Below are 18,691 nucleotides of genomic sequence, written 5' to 3' on the forward strand. Positions count from 1 at the left end.
ACGGATCCGACGACGGACAGGGACGGGATGACCCAGCTCGACCTCGACACCACGACCCTCGCGGCGGCGGGAGCCGACCTGCGCGGCGGCGCCACGGCGCTCACCGGTGCCCGCACCGGCGCGCTGGCCGCGGCCGCGGCTCCCGCCGCGACCGGCGACGCCAGCCTGTCGGCCGCCCTGGAGGACCTCGGTGCGGCGTGGCGCTCCACCCACGAGTCGCTCGTCGGGGCGCTCGAGTCCGTCGCCGCGGGTCTCGCCCGGGCGGCGGAGGCCTTCGACGGCGCGGAGCGCGGGACGGCGCACGACCTGGCGGCGCTGCTGGGCTCCGCCGGCACCGCGGACCGGTCGTGAGCACCGTCGTGCGGTCCGGCGGCGCGTCGGGTGGCGCGTCGGGTGGCGGCCTCGACGGGGACCTCTGCCCCCTGACGGGCAGCCCGCCTGCGCTGGTCGACGCCGCCGACGCCGCGGCGCGCGCCGCGGAACGGCTCGCGCACGTGCGCGTGACGCTGCTGCGGGTGCGCGCGACGCTCGACGGCCAGCGCAGCACCGCCGTCGAGCGGGCGCGGGAGCGGGTCACCACCCTGGCCGACGACGCCCGCGCGAGCGGCGGCATGCTCGAGGCATCCGCAGGCACGCTGCGCCGGCACGCGGTCGCGCTCGGGGAGGCGCAGCTCGCGGCGGAGCGGGCGCTCGCGGACCGGGCGGAGGCCCTCGGGCGCGAGGCCCGGTGGCGGGCGGAAGCGGACGAGGCCCGGCGTTCCACGTGGAACATCCCCGGGGTCGAGGCGCTGGGAGGCGCGCCCCTCGTCTGGCCGGGGACGGTGCCGCCGCTCGGCGGGCCGGGGCAGGCACACCATCGCCTGGCCGCGGCGGAGCGGGCGGCCGCCGCGGCGCGCGCGGAGGTCGTGGCGGCCGAGGCACGCTGGCGCGCCGCACGGGACGCCAAAGCCGAGGCGTCTCGCCGGGCGGCGGCCGCCCTCGCGGCACTGGCGGACGTCCGCGCGGTCCGGGCGGTCACGGCCGCCGGTGCCGACCCGGCCGCCCTCGTGGCCTCCGGGAACGCCGCGCGGCAGGTCGCCGCGCTGCTGCCCCGCGCCGGGTCCGGCGGGGACGACGCGGCCCGGCGCGAGCTGCGCGAGGACGTCCGCCGCGTCCTGACCGCGCACGCCGACGACCCCGCGTTCTGGGCCGTCTTCTGGGACACGGCGTCGCCGCAGGACCTCTACCTGGCGCTCGGGCCGTCCTACGTCGACCCGACGCGGCCCGTCTCCGCGGAGCTGCACGGCGCGCTGAGCCAGGGAACGGCCGACTGGGCCCGCACGGCGTCGGACGACGAGCTGCGGGAGTTCGGGCACGGCGTCGTCGCCGGAGTGGGCGACTGGCCGCTCGGCCTGGCCGAGCGTTCGCAGCTCGCGGCAGCGCTCCTGCCCGCCGGCCTCCCGGCGGCCGCGCACGCCGCGGCCGGCGACGCGCTCGACGCGAGGTGGTGGGTCCGCGCGGACGAGGAGGCCCGCGGCGCGGGTACGGCCGGGGCACCGGGCGACCTCGCGGGCGACGCGCTCGTCGACGCGACGCTCACCGCCCCGCTCGCCGCGGCCGTCCTGGCGGGGTACGCGCGGCACCCGCGGCTCGCGCTCGACCGGCTCGCCCCCGCGAGCGACGGGCAGGGCGCGCGTGCCGTCCGCCGCTGGTTCGGCTGGGCCCCGCGGGACGGCTGGCCCGACGGCGGCAGGGCCGCCGCCGGCGCGCTCGCCGCGGCCGTCGATGAGGGGACGTCGTCTCCCCACCAGGCGGACCAGCGGCGCGCCACGATGCTGGTCTCGCGGGCGACGAAGGAGCTGCCGTCCGGGCTCCTGTCCGGGCCGACGCTGGACGACCGCGCCAGCGCGGACATCGCCCGCGCGTACGAGCCGTACCTGCCGAGCATGGGCGACGACGCCCGCGAGCAGAAGGACGGGGACACGTCGACCAGCCGTGCGTCCGGGCCCGCTCCCGGGATCGACGACACGTACCGGCTCACCACCCACGCGGACCTGTGGCCCGCCGTGCCACAGCCGGAGCTGGACGCCTTCGCGCTGCGCGACGTGATCGCCGCGACGTCCCGCACCCCCGGCGCGGCGGACGCCTGGCTCGGCGCCACCGACCGCTACACGGCGTCGATGGTCGAGCTCGCGGCGACGGCGGCCGACGGCGGCTCCGCGGCCCGGCTCGGCCTCGCGCAGGACGCGATCAGCGACGTCGGCGCCGTCGCGGGGTCGATGCGGGCGGAGCTCCTCGACGCGGCCTACGACCGGGTGGAGACGCGCGAGCAGGTGATCGCGCTGGCCAGCGGCGCGCTCGGGATCGGCACCCTCGGGCGCAGCACGGCCGAGGCGGTCGGTGCCACCGCCGCGACGCAGGGGCTGGCCTTCCTCGACACGAGGGGCCCGATCGTCGAGGCGCGAGCCGCGCTCGGCGAGGTGAAGGAGCAGACGTTCGTGCGATACGGCACGACGATGCACGACCTCCTGGTCGCACACGACATCGACCGGGGCATCCCGGCCGAGGAGGCGATCACCGCCCACCGAGGGATCGACCCCGAGTACGAGGACGAGACGCTCTCCACCCTGTTCGACGAGACCTTCGAGGCCATGTCCGAAACCCCCCGCACGGAGGACCGATGAGCACCGTCCTGAGGCGCGTCTTCGCCAACCCGCAGGTCACGCCCGGCCTCCTGATCGCCCTCCTCGCGGTGGGCACGTACGCGTGGTTCGCCTGGGGCAAGGCGCTCGTGGCCGACCTGCGCAACGACTGGCAGATCGACCGCGCCATGCACTGGACCCCCGAGCCGTGGGCGCTCACCGCCGACGAGTTCCCCGGCCACGACGCCGTGGAGCTGACGGTGGACCGCGCGTTCGTCTCCCGCTGGCACAAACCCGACTGGGCCCTCGAGGCGAGCATGGTCCCGGGGCTGGACCTGCTGTTCTACACCACGGGTCCGGTCGGCACCGAGGGGGACTGGCGGGACGACGGCACCTTCTCCTACGACAGGCGGACGACCGACGCGGTCGCGGGGACGCGGGTGGACGGCGTCGACGTCCTCACCTACGTCAGCGCGCCCGAGGGCCCGTCGTACGCGACACCGCAGGGCGCCGCGCTCCCCTGGGCCCTGCGGGACACCGCGCTGGACGCGCCGGTGCGTCTCCTCGACACGGAGTACCCGGTCTACGCCGACCCGTTCGCGGACGAGACGCTGCTCTCGGTCGCCTACGTCGGGCACCGGCCGTCGGAGCAGGAGAGGTTCGAAGATCGCGCCGAGGCCTTCGACGCGGGCGGGCCCGGCTACTTCGGCCTGGTGGCGCACCACCGGGACGCGGCGGGGGTCGAGCGCACCACGACGACCGTCGCCGCGGTCGTGGAGGGCGCGCTCGTCGTCGTGGGCGTCGTCGTGCCCGACGGCGCGGAGCCGTCGCCGGACCTCGAGCCGGCGCTGCTGCTGGAGCGGCTGTCGGCCGAGGTGCGCGCGGACCCGCCGTCGTACCCCGAGCCCGAGCGCGGGGAGCTCCTGGTCGCTCAGGCCGACTCGCGCACCACGAGGGAGGTGGGCAGCGTGATCGCGGCAGGCTCCTGACCGTCGACGACCTCGAGCAGCAGGCGCACCATCTCGGCGCTGATGCGCTCGTAGGGCTGGCGCATCGTGGTGAGCGGCGGGTGCAGCTGCGCGGCGACGCCGGAGTCGTCGAATCCCCCGACGGCGACGTCGCCGGGCACGCTGCGGCCGGCGGCCTGCAGCGCGACCAGCGCCCCGGCGGCCATGAGGTCGGAGTGCACGAACACGGCGTCGACGTCGGGCCGCCGCTCCAGCAGCTCGGCCATGGCGAGGCGCCCGCTCTCGCGGGAGTAGTCGCCGTGCACCACCAGCTCGGGGTCGTAGGCGTCGCCCAGCACCTCGCGGTACCCCTCGAGCCGGAGCACGCCGCCCGGGGTGTCCATCGGGCCGGTGATAGTGGCGATGCGGCGCCGGCCCGTGTCCCACAGGTGCTGCGTCATCGCGCGCCCGCCGGACCGGTCGTCGGCCGCGACGTGCCCGACCCTGCCCTCGTACCCGAGCGGCACGCCGCACGCGACGGTGGGGATGTCCCGCTTCAGCAGCTCGGCCATCATCGGGTTGCCGCGGTGGGAGCTGATGAGCAGCACCCCGTCCACGTGCCCGGCCTCGAGGTACTGCGCCACCCGCCGCCGCTCCTCCGGGGTGCCGGCGACGAGCAGCACCATCGGCATCTCCCGCTCGGCGGCGGCGTGCGTGGCGCCCCGAAGCAGCAGCGAGAAGTTGGGGTCCTCGAACAGCAGGTGCTGCTCCTCGGTGAGGAGGAACGCGACCGAGTTGGCGCGGCCGGTCACCAGGGACCGGGCGTGCGGGTTCGCGCGGTACCCGGTGGTGCGGATGGCCTCCTCGACCGCCGTGCGCGCGTCCGGCGACACCCAGTGCCCGCCGTTGATGACCCGCGACACGGTGCCGCGCGACACGCCCGCGACGGCCGCGACGTCGCGGATCGTGGGGCGTTTCGCCCGGCCGTCGTCGGCCCCGTGCCCACCCGTTCCGTCCACGCCCGCGAGTCTAGGGACACGAGCCGCGCCGGCCGGGGCAGGACGAGGCCGGGTCACGACTTCACCGCTCCGGCGGCGAGGTCCACCTGCCAGAACCGCTGCAGCGCGAAGAACAGGGCGACGAGCGGCAGGATCGACAGCAGCGCGCCGGTGATCACGAGCGTGTACATCGCGGGCTGGCTGGCGCCCTGGTTGAGCAGCCCGGACAGCCCCACGGTGATCGGGAAGAGCTTGTCGTCGCCGAGCATGATGTACGGCAGCATGAAGTTGTTCCAGATCGCGACGAACTGGAAGAGGAACACCGTCACGAGGCCGGGCACCAGCATCGGCACGGCCACCTGGAAGAACGTGCGGGTCTCGCTCGCGCCGTCGGTGCGGGCCGCCTCGACCACCTCGTCCGGCACCGCGGCGGCCGCGTAGATCCGCGCCAGGTAGATGCCGTACGGGCTGATGATGCTGGGCAGCAGCACCGACCAGTAGGTGTTGGTGAGGTCGAGCTCGGCCAGCAGCAGGTACTGCGGGATCGCGAGCACGACCGCGGGCACCAGCACCCCGGCCAGCAGCACGTTGAACACGGCGTTCTTGCCGGCGAACGTGTACTTCGCCAGGCCGTAGCCGGCCATCGCCGACACCAGGGTGGAGAGCACGGCGCCGACGCCGGCGTACAGGGCGGTGTTGAGCATCCACCGCCAGAACAGCCCGCCCCGGTAGCCCGACAGGTCGGCCACGTTGTCCGCCAGGTGGGTGGACGGCGCGAAGGTGAAGGTGGAGAACAGCTCGGCGCCGGACTTGGTCGAGGCCACCACCACCCACACCACGGGCAGCAGGCAGTACAGGGCCCCCACCAGCAGGACGGCGGTGGCCACGGCGGACGGCCGTTCGCCGGCGCCGCGCCAGGCGCGGCGTCCTCCGCGGGCGGGACGGCGCGCGGCGTCGCGCGCCGGCGGGGCGTCGGCGGGCAGCGGGCTGGTCAGCGTCGTCATGGTCACTTCTCCTGGCCGAAGGCGCGGCCCTGCACGAGGCGCAGGAAGCCGAACGAGAGCACGAACGTCGCCGCGGCGATGATCACCGACGTCGCGGCGGCCGAGTAGAGGTCGCCGCGCGTGAACGCGTCGCGGTACACCTTCATCAGCGGGGTCCAGGTGGTCGAGATGGCGTTGCTCAGCGGGCGCAGCGTGGTCGGCTCGGCGAACACCTGGAGCGTCGCGATCATCGAGAAGACCGCCGTCATGATGATCGACGGCGTGACGATCGGGATCTTGATGCGCCACGCCACCGCCACCTGCGACGCGCCGTCGAGCTCCGCCGCCTCGTACAGCTCCGACGGCACCGCCTTGAGCGCGGTGTAGATGACGATCATGTTGAACCCCGTGCCGCCCCAGACGGCGATGTTCGCGACGGCGAACATCACGAGGTCGCCCTCGAACAGCGACGGCACGTCCCAGCCGAACCGCTCGAACAGGTCGTAGAACGGGCTGACGCCGGGCAGGTAGAGGAAGCCCCACAGCAGCGACGAGATCACGGCCGGCACCGCGTAGGGCAGGAAGATCGCCGTGCGCGAGAACGTGCGCGTCCGCGCCCGCCGTGAGTCGAGCAGCAGGGCGAACAGCAGCGCCAGACCCAGCATCGTCGGCACGACGATCAGCCCGTACAGCGCGACGCGCCCCACGGACGCGAGGAACTCCGGGTCCCCCAGCGCGGCCGCGTAGTTGGACAGACCCGCCCACACCTCGGTGCGCGAGCCGGACCCCAGCCCCAGCCCGCTCACCTTCTCCGTGCGGAAGGAGAGGTAGACCGCGTACGCGATCGGCAGCGCCAGGAAGAGGACGAAGAGCACGATCGCCGGCGCGAGGAAGCCCCACGGGGCGAGCCGGCGTCGGCCGGACGTACTGGGCCCGGTCGCGCGGGCCGGCGGCGCGGCGGTGGTCGTGGTCATCTCAGGCGTCCCTCTCGGATCTGCACGGATCGTGGTCGACGACGTGGGTCGGGCCGCCCGGGGGAATCTCCCGGCCCCGGGCGGCCCGTGTCGTCACTCGCTGACGTTGAAGCCCTGGTTCTTCAGGTCGTCGAGCGTGATCTGCTGCATCGCGCCGACGGCGTCGACGAACGCGTCGGCCTTCTTGGCCTTGGTGGCCTTGGCGAACTCGTCGTTGTACGCCGAGTAGGCAACGTTGATGTTCGGGCCGTAGGTGAAGGGCTGCACCGTCTGCGCCGTCTGCGCCGCGACCTCGTAGAAGTCGGGCTGGTTGGAGAAGAACTCCGGCGGGTCGGACAGCGCCTCGGTGCTCGCCGGGACGTCGGCCGGATAGATCCCCGCGTCGTCGACGAGCGCCTGCACGGCCTCCGGGTCGGTGTTGAGCCAGGTGATGAACTCGGCGGCCTGCTCCGGGTGCTCCGACTGCGACGTCACCGCGGTGGCCGAGCCGCCCCAGGCGCCGGTGGCGGGCGCGTCGGCGTCCCACTGCGGCATCGGCGCCATCTTCCACTTGCCGGCGGTGTCGGCGGCGTTGCCCTCGAGGACGCCGGGCGCCCAGATCGCCGACAGCCAGCCGACCTGGGTGCCGTCGTTGAGGCCGGCGTTCCACTCGGGCGTGTACATCGGCTTGTTGTCGATGACGCCCTCCTCCACGAGGTCACCCCAGTACTCGGCGACCTTCGTGGTGGCGTCGGAGTCGATGTCCACCGACCAGGCGTCGCCGTCGATCCCGTACCAGGAGGCGCCGGCCTGCTGGGTGAGGCCGGAGAACCAGCCCGCGTCGTTCGCGGAGAACGTGCCGAGGTAGGCCTTCGGGTCGGCCTCGTGCACCGTCCGCGCGGCGTCGGCGTACTCGTCCCAGGTGGTCGGTACGTCGATGCCGAGCTTCTCGAAGACGTCGGCCCGGTAGTAGAACTGCATCGGCCCGGAGTCCTGCGGCACCGCGTAGACGGCGTCGGACCCGAGCGTGACGGCGTCCCACACCCCGTCGGCGAAGTGCCCGGCGACGTCGTCGCCGATCGTGCCGGACAGGTCCGCGAGCGCGTCCGAGGACACGAGCTGCGGGATCTTCTGGTACTCGGCCTGCATGATGTCCGGCGCGCCCGAGCCCGCCTTGATCGCGGTGAGCAGCTTGGTGATCGCCGGGTCGCCGCCGTCCTGCTTGTTCACCGTGACCGTGATGTCGGGGTGCTCGGCGTTCCAGAGGTCGACGACCTTCTCCATGTTGGGCGTCCACGTCCAGAAGGTGAGCTCGACGGGGCCGGCGGCGGACCCGCCGTCGTCCGAGCCGGCGTCGTCGCCCCCGCCGGAGCAGGCGGACGCGAGCAGCGCGGTGGCGGCGGCGAGGGCCGCGATCCGGGTGCCTGTGGTCAGGCGCATGACTCCTCCTCGTCAAGGACCATCGCACCGCCGCGTCAGGCAGGGAGCGCTGGGCGACTCACGACAGTGTGGCTGTGCACGGTCACAGTAGCGACACGGCTCCCGGGATTGTCAACTTCGGGTTTCGTGGTGTTACCTAGTCGTTGCCCGGCCACGACGCCTGTGACCGCGCACAGCATGCCGAGCACAGCACCGACGCGAGGAGCCTCTTCCATGCCCGACGCCACGCCCCTCGACCTGCCCCTCGACCTGCCCGACGGCGCCGCCGCCCGGACGACGCCGTTCCGGCCCGGCCCGGACTTCGACGGCTGGCTGCCCGGCGTCGACGGGATCTGCTACGGCGGCGACTACAACCCGGAGCAGTGGCCGGAGGAGGTGTGGGCGCAGGACGCCGCGCTCATGCGGGAGGCCGGCGTCAACCTGGTGAGCGTCGGCATCTGGAGCTGGGCGATGCTGGAGCCGCGCGAGGGCGAGTACGACTTCGGCTGGCTCGACCGGCTGCTCGACCTGCTGCACTCGGCCGGCATCCGCGTCGACCTCGGCACCCCGACGGCGTCGCCGCCGGCGTGGTTCTTCCGCACCTACCCGGACTCGCGGGTCGTGACACGCGACGGCACCGTGCTCGAGTTCGGCTCCCGCGGCGCCGCCGCGCCGTCGTCGCCCGCCTACCGCCGGGCCGCCACCCGGATCGCCGGCGCGCTGGCGGAGCGCTACGGCTCCCACCCCGCCGTCGTGCTGTGGCACGTGCACAACGAGTACGGCGCCCCCGTCTCGGACGACTACTCCGACCACGCGCAGCGCGCCTGGCGGCTGTGGCTGCGCGCCCGGTACGGCACGCTCGACGCGCTCAACGCCGCGTGGGGCACCCGCTTCTGGGGCCAGGTCTACGGCGAGTGGGAGCACGTCGTCGCGCCGTCGGCCACCCCGACCGTGGCCAACCCGGCCATGCGCCTCGACTACGCGCGGTTCACCGACGCGATGCTGCGCGAGTGCTTCGTGGCCGAGCGCGACGCCATCCGCGCCCGCTCCGACGTCCCGATCACCACGAACTTCATGGCCGCCGCGTGCCCGTCCACCGACCTGTGGGCGTGGGCGCGCGAGGTCGACGTCGTCTCGGACGACCACTACCTCACCGCGGCCGACCCGCGCGGGCATGTCGGCCTCGCGATGGCCGCGGACCTCACCCGGTCGGTCGCGGGCGGCAAGCCCTGGCTGCTGCTGGAGCACTCGTCGTCCGCGGTGAACTGGCAGCCGCGCAACGTGGCGAAGCGGCCCGGCGAGGAGCGGCGCAACGCCCTGTCGCACCTGGGCCGCGGCGCCGACGGGATCCTGTTCTTCCAGTGGCGGGCCTCGCGCAGCGGCGCGGAGAAGTTCCACTCGGCGATGCTGCCCCACGCCGGGACGGGCAGCCGCGTCTTCCGCGAGGTGTGCGCGCTGGGGGCCGAGCTCGGGCGCCTCGGCGAGGTGCGCGGCTCGCGCGTGCGGGCCGACGTCGCGCTGCTGTGGGACTACGAGTCGCACTGGGCGCAGGAGCTCGAGTGGCGGCCCAGCGTCGACGCCTCGCACCGCGAGCGCACCGAGGCCTTCTACGACCGGCTGTGGCGCGACGGGCTCACGGTCGACATGGCGCACCCCGAGCAGGACCTGTCGGGCTACCGCCTCGTCGTCGCGCCGGCGTCGTACCTGCTCACGGCCGCGGCCGCCGACAACCTCACCCGGTACGTCGAGGGCGGAGGCACGCTGCTGGTGAGCTACTTCAGCGCGGTCGTGGACGAGCACGACCGCGTGCACGAGGGCGGGTACGGCGCGCCGCTGCGGCGCGCGCTCGGGCTGACCGTCGAGGAGTTCCTGCCGCTGCGGGAGGGCGAGACGCTCGGCGTCGTCGGCCTGTCGGACGGCGTGCTGACCGGCGACGTGTGGGCCGACGAGCTGGCGCTCGACGGCGCGGAGGTCGTCGCCACGTACGACGGCGGCCCGCGGCCCGGCGCCGCGGCGGTGACGCGGAACTCTCTCGGGGCCGGCACCGGCTGGTACGTCTCGACCCGGCTCGACGTCGACGCGCTCGCGCCGCTCATGGCCCGGGTGTACGACGACGCCGGCCTCGCGCCCGCCGGCCTGCCCGCGGAGCTCGAGGTCGTGCGGCGGCACGGGGACGACGCCGTCTTCACCGTGGCGCTCAACCACGCCGACGCCGACGCGAAGCTGCCCGACGTCGCGCCGGGCTCCACCGACCTGCTCACCGGGGAGGACGTCGCAGGCTTCGTCGTCGTCCCCGCCGGCGGGGCGCGCGTGCTGCGCACGCCGCGCTGACCCACCGGAGTTGTCAGGGCGAGCGCCGGGTATCCCGTGCACTGGTCCTGACAGCTCGCCGACGCGAAAGGACGATGATGTCGCACCGCACCCGCACGATCAGCACGATCCTGCTCGCCGCAGGCCTGACGGCCGCCCTCGCCGCACCCGCGGGAGCCGCCCCGGGCGGGCGCTCCGCCGTCGAGCCCTCCAACGCGGGGTTCGCCGGCCTGGACGGCTGGACCGTCACCGGCGACGCCGCCGCCGCGAAGGCGGAGCCCGGCGGCCGCACCGGCGACCGGCTGACCCACTGGTCGGACGCGCCCTACGAGGTCACGACGTCCCAGCGCCTCACCGGCGTCGGCACGGGCTGGTGGACGGCGAGCGCCTGGGTGAAGTCCGGCGGCCTGGGCGCCTCGACGCTGTCCCTGACCTGCGCGGGCGGCACCACCGGCACCGTCACCCTGCCGCAGACGCTGCAGGACGACGCCTGGGTGCGCGTCGCCGTCTCCGCGAAGAGCCGCGGCGGGGACTGCGAGCTCGCCGTGGCGACGTCGGACGACGCGGGCGGCGCGTGGGCGAGCGTCGACGACGTCGCCGTCGAGCGCGGGCGGGTGACGCGCGACGTGCGCGGCGGCGACCTGTCCGGCCTGGCGAAGAACGAGGACCACGGCGCCACGTACGCCGACGTCGACGGCACGCCCGGCGACCCGGTGGAGATCCTGGCCGACCACGGCATGAACCTGGGCCGGCTCAAGGTCTGGGTGGACCCGGCCGACGGGTACAACGAGGTGACGCATGTCGTCGAGAGCGCGAAGCGCATCCAGGCCGCCGGCATGGACGTGATGGTCGACTTCCACTACTCCGACAAGTGGACCGACCCCGGACAGCAGAGCGTGCCGGCGGCCTGGGCCGGCTCGGGCGTGGAGGCCATGACCGACCAGCTCGCCGCGCACACCCGTGAGGTGATGACCGCCCTCGTCGACGCGGGCGTCGACGTCGCGTACGCGCAGGTGGGCAACGAGATCAACCCCGGCATGCTGTGGCCGTACGGCCAGACCTGGGACGTGGACCCGGACGACGGCGTCGACGGCGCGCAGTGGGACGCGCTGGCGGGCTTCCTCACCGCGGGCCACGACGCGGTGAAGGCCGTGTCCCCGTCGACGCAGACGATCCTGCACCTGACCAACATCAACGACGGGATCGACGGCCTCACCTGGTGGTTCGACGAGGTGACCGCCCGCGACGTGCCGTTCGACCTGATCGGGCTGAGCTACTACGGCTACTGGCACGGGTCGCTCGCCGACCTGCAGGGCGCCGTGAGCACCCTGTCGGCGCGCTACGACCGCGACGTCATGGTGGTCGAGACCGCCTACCCGTTCACGCTCGAGGACGACGACCCGGCGTACGAGAACGTCATCGCGACCGAGGACCAGCTCGTCGACGGCTACCCCGCCACCCCCGAGGGCCAGGCGGCGGCTTTCCGCGCCGTGCAGGACACCGTCGCCGCCGCGCCCGGCGGTCGCGGCCTCGGCGTCGTCTACTGGGAGCCGGCCTGGACGTCCGTCGAGGGCAACGGCTGGGACCCCGCGGACCCGGCGTCCGGCAACGCGTGGGAGAACCAGGCGATGTTCGACCACGACGGGCGCCTGCTCGCGCCCGTCGCCGCCACGCTCGCTGGTTGAGTCGGCCGCCGCCACGCTCGCTGGTTGAGTCGGCCGCCGCCACGCTCGCTGGTTGAGCCTGTCGAAACCCCTTCGCGGGTCTCGACAGGCTCGACCAGCGGGCTCAGCAGGTCGCGAGCAGCGCGGGCACGAGGGCCGTGTTGAGGTCGGACTCGAGCGTCGTCAGGTCGCGGCCGGTGAGGGCGACGGTCACCTGGCGCTCGGCGTCGGGCGAGGTCAGCGTGATGCTCAGCGTGCCGAACGACGCGCCGTCGTGCCCGTACAGCCACGCGCCCTCCTCGCACGGGTCGGGCAGGCGGTACACGCCGAGGCCGTAGTCGGGCAGGGTCTGGCTGCCGACGGTGCGCGGCGTGAGCACGTCCGTCACGGTCTCCGGCGCGAGCAGGTCGCCGGTCACGAGCGCCTCGGTGAACCGCTGCAGGTCCGCGGTGGTGCTGGTGACGGCGCCGGCCGACCCGAACAGGCTCGGGTCGAAGCCGTCGAGCGGGTACCAGCCCGCGCCGAGGCCGCCCGTGTACGCCGCCTCGCGCAGGAACGGGCCGCGGTACCCCGGGTCGTCGGGGTACGCCGAGTGCCGCATCCCGGCGGGGGCGAAGACCCGCTTCTCGAGCAGCCGCTCCACGCTCTGCCCGGTCGCGTGCTCGAGCGCGAGGCCCAGCAGCACGTAGCCGGCGTTGGAGTACGAGGCGTCGGTGCCGGGCTCGAACAGCCACGGCTGGTCGTCCATCGCGGCGAGGTGGTCGGCCGTCGTGTACTCCTCGCCGAGCACGTCGAAGAACTCGTCGTAGTCCTCCGTGTCGGCCATGCGGCTCGCGGCGAGCGCGGTCAGGTGGTCGGGCAGGCCCGAGCGGTGCGTGAGCAGCAGCTCGAGCGTCACGTCGTCCTCGTAGGCGTCGGGGACGACGGCGGCCGCCTCGGGCACGACGTCGACCACCGGGGTGTCGAGCGTCCACGTGCCCTGCTCGACCTCCTGGAGCACCAGCGTCGAGACCATCATCTTGGTGTTGCTCGCCGCGCGGAACCGGTCCTGGGGGTGCGCGGGGCCGCGGCCGTCGAGGCGGCGCGTGCCGTCCGCGCCGCTCCAGTGCAGGCCCGGCGCGTCGACCCGTCCGACGACGCCGACCGGGACGCCCGCCGCGGTGTCCGCGAGCGCCCGGTCGAGCGCGTCCTGCACCTCGCCGCGCGCTGCCGGAGCGTCGCTCGGGGCGCTGAACGTGCGGGCCTGCGCCTGCCGCTCCGCCTCCGCGACGGCGTCGGCCACGGCTCGGGAGACGGACGCGCGGTCCTCGTCCAGGGCGGCCGGCGCCTGCGGCGCGGGCGGCTCGTCGGCACCGGCAGGCAGGGCGCCGACGGTCAGCGGCAGCGCGAGCGCTGCGGCGGTCGTGACGGTCAGGGTCGTGCGCATGCGGCGACGCATGGTGTCTCCTTCGCCTTCGAGGTCGGTGCCACCACCCTCGCAGCCCGGACGCGCCGGCGGATCCGTCGGACGACGGAGATCCGCCGTCGGCCCTCCGTCCGTCGCCGGACCCCCGCGTCGTGGCGCCCGAGGCTCGGACACCGCTCGTGGAGGTGGGGACGAGGGGGCTATGCGCTCTCGAGCTCGTCGCACCGCTGCCGGAGCCGACCCAGCCCCGCGAGCACGGCGGCGCGGTGCTTGGCGGTCAGCATCCATCGCGGGAGCCGGTTGCCCATCTCGTTCTGCGGCCCCGGGCGCACGCCCGCCGCGACGAACCGCGCGAGATAGTCCAGGTGCTCCCGGTTCGCGACCCACAACAGGTGACCGGCGCACGGCCGGGCGAGGTAGTAGCGAAGGCCGAAGATCGGGTCGACGCCGTCGTCGAAACCGGCGGCCCGCTCGGCCCAGCTGCTCACCACCGTCATCGCCGCACCGCACTCGCAACGCACCGGCGCGAGCCCCGTGGCGCCGGTGACGCGCTGCTCCGCCTCGCGCCGTCGCCCGCACACGCCGCACCGCAGGGTGGCCCGCACGACGCGCTCCCCCAGCACCGGGACGTCTCCCTCCCACCGGTGGCAGCAGCTGCACCACGCGCCGGGGGTCCCGTCGTGGACGTACGGGCACCGCCGGCAGCTCAGCCGGCCACGGGCGAAGAACGCCGGCCCGTCGCACCGTGGGCAGTGCAGCCACACGCGGTCACGCGGAACGGCCCACAGCCGGACCTCGCCCTCCGCGGGGGCCATGTCGCTCGCCGTCACGCACCTACGTTCTCACGGCTTGGTGGGGGCGATCACAGGTCGCGAAGACGCCCGGCGGCCTCGTCTCGGCGGCGGGTGGCGTCGGCGAGCGTGCGCTCGGCGCGCTGGCGGGCGACGACGGCGCCGCGCAGCTCGGCGTCGACGGCGGCGGCCTCGTCCTCCAGCTCGGCGAGCCGGCGGCGGGCGGCGTCGACCTCGGCCTCGGTGCGGTGCGCCGCGGCCTCGATGCGTCCCACCTCCGCGGCGGCCTTGCTGCCGGCCTCGCGCGCGGCGGCGACGTCGTCCTCGGCGTCCGCGAGCGCCCGCTGCGCCTCCTGCCGCGCCGCCTCCCGCTCCTCGTCCGCGGCCCGCGCCGCGGCGTCGTCGGACCTGCCGGCCGCACCGCGTCGGCGCCCGCCCCGCCGCGCGCCCGGCAGGTCGGGCACGGCGTGCAGGTGGCGGCCCGGCGCCTCGTCGTCGTCGACGGGCGCGATGCCGAGCGCGTCGGGGACGGCGACGGCGGACGCGACGTCGGCGCGCCCGATGCCGGTGGCCTCCAGCGGGCCGACGAGCAGCCCGCTGCGGACGGCGCGACCGGCGTCGGCGTCGATCATCGCGGCGGTGAGGGTGGCCTCGACCTGGGTGAGGACGGCCCCGGACACCGCGACGCCCGACTCCGCGGCGAGGGACCGCGCCCGTGCCGCGACGGCCGCGACGAGCTGCCGCCGCTGCCGGGTGAGCTCGCGCAGGCGCTTGCCGTCGAGGTCGTCCTGCGCCTCCCGGAACGCGGCGCCGAGCTCGACCACCTGCTCCACCTGCTGAGCGTCGGCGCGGGCGAGGTGGTTGACCACCCACGCCGCCGTCGACGGCTTACGCAGCCGCTTCACCCGGTCGGCCGCCTCGTCCTCGCCGTCGGCGCGCAGGGCGGCGGCGCGGGCGTCGCGCGCGGGCACGAAGCCGGCGGGATCGAGGGCGTAGAGCTGCCCGGCGACCTCGGTCAGCACCTCCGCCAGCGTGGGCACCCTCCGAGGATCGAGAACCCCGCCCGCCGCCGCAACCTCACCCGCCCGAGCCGTCAGGGCCTGCGCGAGGTATACGGGGCGCTGGCCCTGACAACTCGTGCCTAGGATCGGTGCGATCCCCATGACAGAGAACCTTCCTGCCGCGCCGGCGTCCGCCATCACGCCACCCGTCGACGAGCGCCGCGCCACGATCATCCTGCTGGCGATGGCGCTGTCGACGTTCCTGTTCGTCACCGTCGAGTCGCTGCCGTCCGGCCTGCTCACCCTCATGGCCCCCGACCTGGGCCGCTCCACCTCCGAGATCGGCCTGCTGGTCACGGGCTACGCGCTCGTGGTGCTGGTCACGACCGTGCCGTTGGCGCACTGGGCACGACGCGTGCCCCGCCGCTGGGTGCTGTCCGCGTGCGCGGGCGTGGCCGCCGTCGCGACCCTGTGGGCGGCGCTCGCGCCGAGCTACGAGCAGCTCCTCGCCGCCCGCCTGGTGACGGCGACGGCCCAGGCGCTGTTCTGGGTGGCGGTGGTGCCCGCGACGACGGGCCTGTTCCGGCCCGTGGTGCGCGGCAAGGCGATGGCGCGGCTCGCGCTCGGCAACTCGCTGGCGCCGGTGCTCGGCGTGCCCGCGGGCACGTGGCTCGGCGAGCACACGTCGTGGCGGTGGACGTTCGCCGCCGTCGCGGCCCTGTCGCTGGTCGTGACGTTCGTCGTGCTCGCCCTGTTCCCCACGATGGCGCCGGGCGAGGGCGGCGCGAGCCGGGCCCCGCACCCCAGCTCCCGCCGGTTCGTGTTCCAGATGATCACGACCGGCCTGGTGCTGACCGGCGCGTTCGGCGTCATCACGTTCGTCACCCAGTACTTCATCGAGGTCACCGGGTTCGCGCAGTCGGACATGCCGCGCCTGCTGCTCCTCCAGGGCGCGGCCGGCGTGGTGGGCGCGATCGTCGTGGGCCGGTTCATTGACGCGCGGCCCGTCGCGGTGCTGCTCGTGGCGCTGGCGGTGCTGACCGTGGCCCTCGTGGGCCTGTGGTCGTTCGGCGAGCAGCCCGTCGTCGCGGTCGCGGCCCTGGCGCTGTTCGGCTTCTCGTTCTCGAGCGTGCCGCCCGCCCTGTCGCACCGGGTGATGCTCGTGTCCCCCGGGTCGACCAACATGGGGGTGGCGATCTCGTCGTCCATGTTCAACGTCGGCATCGCCGCCGGGTCGGGGCTCGGCGCGGCGTTGGTCGCGGCCGTCGACGTGCGCGTCGTGCCGCTCGCGAGCGCCGTCGTCGTGCTGCTCGCGCTGCTCGTCGCCCTCGGCGAGGAGCGGTTCAACCCGCGTCTGCCCGGCGCCCGCTGACCCCCGACAGGAGGACCTCGTGCTCGACGACGACCGCTGCCCCTGCGGCTCCGGTGACACCTACGGCGCGTGCTGCGGCCCGCTGCTGCGCGGCGACCGCCCCGCCCCCACCGCGGAGGCGCTGATGCGCTCGCGCTACACCGCGTTCGCCGTCGGCGACGCCGCGTACCTGCGCGCGACGTGGCACCCGCGCACCCGGCCGTCGTCGCTGGAGCTCGACGACGACCAGCAGTGGCGGCGGCTGGTCGTGCTCGCCACCCACGCGGGCGGCCCGTTCGACGACGGCGGCGAGGTGGAGTTCGTCGCGCAGTACCGGTCCGCCGCGACGGGCGAGCGCGGCCGGCTGCACGAGGTGAGCCGGTTCGTCCGCGAGGGCGGGCGCTGGTCCTACGTTGACGGCGACGTCGGCCCGTAGGCGTCGCTCACGAGGTCCGCGCCACGTACGTGTCCTCGTCCACCTCGGTGAGCCCGTCGACGTCGGGCTCCACGAGGCGGCGGGACGCGTCGTCGAGCGGGAGCCAGCGGTACTCGAAGGTGTTGCGCTCCTGGCTCGCCTCCGCGCCCGGCTCGAGCAGGTAGTGCTGCGACCGCTCGTCGAGCACCGGCAGCTCGGTCGCGTCGTCGAAGCAGACCCGCCGCTCCCAGTCGACCGTGTCCTCGATGGCCCAGCCGAAGCCCACGTCCTGCTCGGGCTTCCCCCCCGACAGCGTGATGCAGGTGGCGGTCAGGCCGTCGCGCTCCCATGTCGACGGTGCGCCGACGGTCACGCCGGGCGTCCTCGCCAGTGCCTCGACGGCGTCGAGGGTGCCGCGCAGCTCGTCGAGCCGCGCCACGATCTGGTCCTGCACGGGGTCCACGGGGAACTGCTCGTCCGTGGAGACGTACTCCTCGGGCGAGAGCGGGAAGCGGGTGTAGATCCCGTCGGCCGGGCTCAGCCACCAGTAGGTCATCTGCCCCTTCGGGCCCTCGGGGTCGACCTGTTTGATCTCCTCGTGACCGACGCTGGAGGCGCCGACCGCCGTGTCGAAGTCCTTGACGCTGACATACCGGGTGGCCGTGCCGTCGCCCAGGGTGATGTTGCGGTCGACCGTCGAGTCCCACGCCTCGCCCGGATGCTTGATCCGGTACGTCTCGTCCTCGCGCAGCACGTAGGCGCGCGCGGCCGCCTCGGCGTCGACGGCCTCGCGCGCGTCCGCCACGTAGGCCGCCATGACGACGGTGGGCGTCGCGCCCTCGTCCGCCGCGGGGGACTCGCTCGGGGTCGGGACGGCCGACGACGCCGACGGGGCGGCGACGGGTGCCGCGGCATCGCCGGGCGGCAGCAGCCCGGGCAGCAGCACGACCGCCGCGACACCGGCCGCCACCAGCGCGACGCCGACGGCACCCGCCCGCAGACGTCGCCGCCGGGCCGTCTCCGCGCCGGGGCGGGTGCCCGCCGTCCGGCGGGCGACCTCCGCGCGCACCGCGTCGCCGTCCAGGCGGTCGTCGCGCGCCGCGCCGGTCTCGGGACCGTCCGACGCGCGTGCCTGCGCGCGCAGCCGCTCCACCGGGTCGGTGCCGCTCATGCCGTCGCTCCCGTCTCTCGTCCGTGCGCCACCGGGGCCCGGTCCCGCGCGGGGTCACCGCCCTCGTCGTCCTCCGCGTAGAGGCGGGCGAGTCGCGCCTTCGCCCGCCGCACCCGGACCGAAGCGGTGTTGGGGCGGCAGCCGAGCGCCGCGGCGAGCTCGGGGACCGACAGGTCCTCGAGCACCAGGAGCCGCAGCACCTCCGCGTCCCGCTCGGGCAGCCGGGACAGCAGGTGCTGGGCGGCGTCGCGGCCGGCGAGCGTGCCGGCATGGTCGGGCACCGCGGCCGGCGTGGCGTGCAGCACCCGGGCCGCGAGCGCCGCCCGCCGACTGCCCGCCCGCAGGTGGTTCGCCATGAGGTTGCGCGTCACCCGCAGCAGCCAGCCCAGCTCGTGCGGCGGGATCTCGGTGATGCGCCGCCAGGCGACTACGAAGACCTCGCACACGACGTCCTCGGCGTCGTGCGGCGCCAGCCGCTGCCGCGCGCACCGGTAGACGGTCTCGGAGTGATCGCGGAACAGGCGGTCGAGGCGCTCCTGGCCGTCCTCCACCGGCGCTGGTGTCATCGGTGACCGCTCCGATCCGTGTCGTGCGCGCCGGAGTCGGCGCCCTACCTGGATATGTCCGGCAGCGGGCCCAGGATGACAGGTCGGTTCAGCCCT

At 74.9% G+C, this 18,691-nt stretch carries 16 protein-coding genes; 7 read left to right on the forward strand and 9 right to left on the reverse strand.

Going from position 1 to position 18,691, the window contains the following annotated elements:
* Positions 1-27: 27 nt before the first annotated feature.
* Genes AAG589_RS17420 through AAG589_RS17430 form a run of 3 tightly spaced genes read left to right on the forward strand, consistent with a single transcriptional unit; the run spans position 28 to position 3,610 of the window.
* Positions 28-351 carry a hypothetical protein gene (locus AAG589_RS17420; protein ID WP_430568541.1) on the forward strand — a complete coding sequence of 108 codons (324 nt, stop codon included), beginning with the start codon at positions 28-30 and terminating at the stop codon, positions 349-351.
* Positions 348-2,663, forward strand: coding sequence for a hypothetical protein (locus tag AAG589_RS17425; protein WP_430568542.1), 2,316 nt, complete (start codon positions 348-350; stop codon positions 2,661-2,663). Before AAG589_RS17420 ends, AAG589_RS17425 begins: the two co-directional genes overlap by 4 nt.
* Positions 2,660-3,610, forward strand: a complete 951-nt coding sequence (locus tag AAG589_RS17430; RefSeq protein WP_430568543.1) for a hypothetical protein — start codon at positions 2,660-2,662, stop codon at positions 3,608-3,610. The genes AAG589_RS17425 and AAG589_RS17430 overlap by 4 nt, the downstream gene beginning before the upstream one ends.
* Here AAG589_RS17430 and AAG589_RS17435 read toward each other — a convergent pair.
* From AAG589_RS17435 to AAG589_RS17450, 4 genes are all read right to left on the reverse strand, one after another.
* Complete coding sequence (locus AAG589_RS17435; protein WP_430568544.1) at positions 3,553-4,587, reverse strand: LacI family DNA-binding transcriptional regulator; 1,035 nt, start codon at positions 4,585-4,587, stop codon at positions 3,553-3,555. The genes AAG589_RS17430 and AAG589_RS17435 overlap by 58 nt on opposite strands.
* A 53-nt stretch (positions 4,588-4,640) precedes the next feature.
* Positions 4,641-5,570: a carbohydrate ABC transporter permease gene (locus tag AAG589_RS17440; protein ID WP_430568545.1), complete on the reverse strand. Its 930-nt coding sequence runs from the start codon at positions 5,568-5,570 to the stop codon at positions 4,641-4,643.
* Between the two features lie 2 nt (positions 5,571-5,572).
* Positions 5,573-6,523: a carbohydrate ABC transporter permease gene (locus AAG589_RS17445; protein WP_430568546.1), complete on the reverse strand. Its 951-nt coding sequence runs from the start codon at positions 6,521-6,523 to the stop codon at positions 5,573-5,575.
* 93 nt (positions 6,524-6,616) lie between these two features.
* On the reverse strand, positions 6,617-7,942 hold the full coding sequence (locus AAG589_RS17450; RefSeq protein WP_430568547.1) for an ABC transporter substrate-binding protein: 1,326 nt from the start codon (positions 7,940-7,942) through the stop codon (positions 6,617-6,619).
* A gap of 213 nt (positions 7,943-8,155) precedes the next feature.
* Between AAG589_RS17450 and AAG589_RS17455 the strand changes: the two genes are divergently transcribed.
* Entirely contained in the window at positions 8,156-10,252 is a 2,097-nt protein-coding gene (locus AAG589_RS17455; protein ID WP_430568548.1) for a beta-galactosidase, read from the forward strand.
* Between the two features lie 77 nt (positions 10,253-10,329).
* Entirely contained in the window at positions 10,330-11,916 is a 1,587-nt protein-coding gene (locus tag AAG589_RS17460) for a glycoside hydrolase family 53 protein (protein WP_430568549.1), read from the forward strand.
* Positions 11,917-12,019: 103 nt separating this feature from the next.
* Here the strand turns inward: AAG589_RS17460 and AAG589_RS17465 are convergent, their stop codons facing one another.
* From AAG589_RS17465 to AAG589_RS17475, 3 genes are all read right to left on the reverse strand, one after another.
* Positions 12,020-13,321 carry a serine hydrolase domain-containing protein gene (locus tag AAG589_RS17465; RefSeq protein WP_430568550.1) on the reverse strand — a complete coding sequence of 434 codons (1,302 nt, stop codon included), beginning with the start codon at positions 13,319-13,321 and terminating at the stop codon, positions 12,020-12,022.
* Positions 13,322-13,500: 179 nt separating this feature from the next.
* Positions 13,501-14,130, reverse strand: a complete 630-nt coding sequence (locus tag AAG589_RS17470) for a hypothetical protein (RefSeq protein ID WP_430568551.1) — start codon at positions 14,128-14,130, stop codon at positions 13,501-13,503.
* 32 nt (positions 14,131-14,162) lie between these two features.
* On the reverse strand, positions 14,163-15,131 hold the full coding sequence (locus AAG589_RS17475) for a hypothetical protein (protein WP_430568552.1): 969 nt from the start codon (positions 15,129-15,131) through the stop codon (positions 14,163-14,165).
* Positions 15,132-15,252: 121 nt separating this feature from the next.
* Here AAG589_RS17475 and AAG589_RS17480 point away from each other — a divergent pair, with 121 nt between their 5' ends.
* Positions 15,253-16,464, forward strand: coding sequence for an MFS transporter (locus AAG589_RS17480; protein WP_430568553.1), 1,212 nt, complete (start codon positions 15,253-15,255; stop codon positions 16,462-16,464).
* Between the two features lie 19 nt (positions 16,465-16,483).
* Positions 16,484-16,879, forward strand: a complete 396-nt coding sequence (locus AAG589_RS17485) for a YchJ family protein (protein ID WP_430568554.1) — start codon at positions 16,484-16,486, stop codon at positions 16,877-16,879.
* 7 nt (positions 16,880-16,886) lie between these two features.
* Here AAG589_RS17485 and AAG589_RS17490 read toward each other — a convergent pair whose 3' ends face one another.
* Positions 16,887-18,029, reverse strand: coding sequence for a hypothetical protein (locus AAG589_RS17490; protein WP_430568555.1), 1,143 nt, complete (start codon positions 18,027-18,029; stop codon positions 16,887-16,889).
* Positions 18,026-18,595, reverse strand: coding sequence for an RNA polymerase sigma factor (locus AAG589_RS17495; RefSeq protein WP_430568556.1), 570 nt, complete (start codon positions 18,593-18,595; stop codon positions 18,026-18,028). The genes AAG589_RS17490 and AAG589_RS17495 overlap by 4 nt, the downstream gene beginning before the upstream one ends.
* Positions 18,596-18,691: the final 96 nt, after the last annotated feature.

It is taken from the genome of Isoptericola sp. F-RaC21 (genome assembly GCF_038593535.1).
Taxonomy (GTDB): domain Bacteria; phylum Actinomycetota; class Actinomycetes; order Actinomycetales; family Cellulomonadaceae; genus Isoptericola.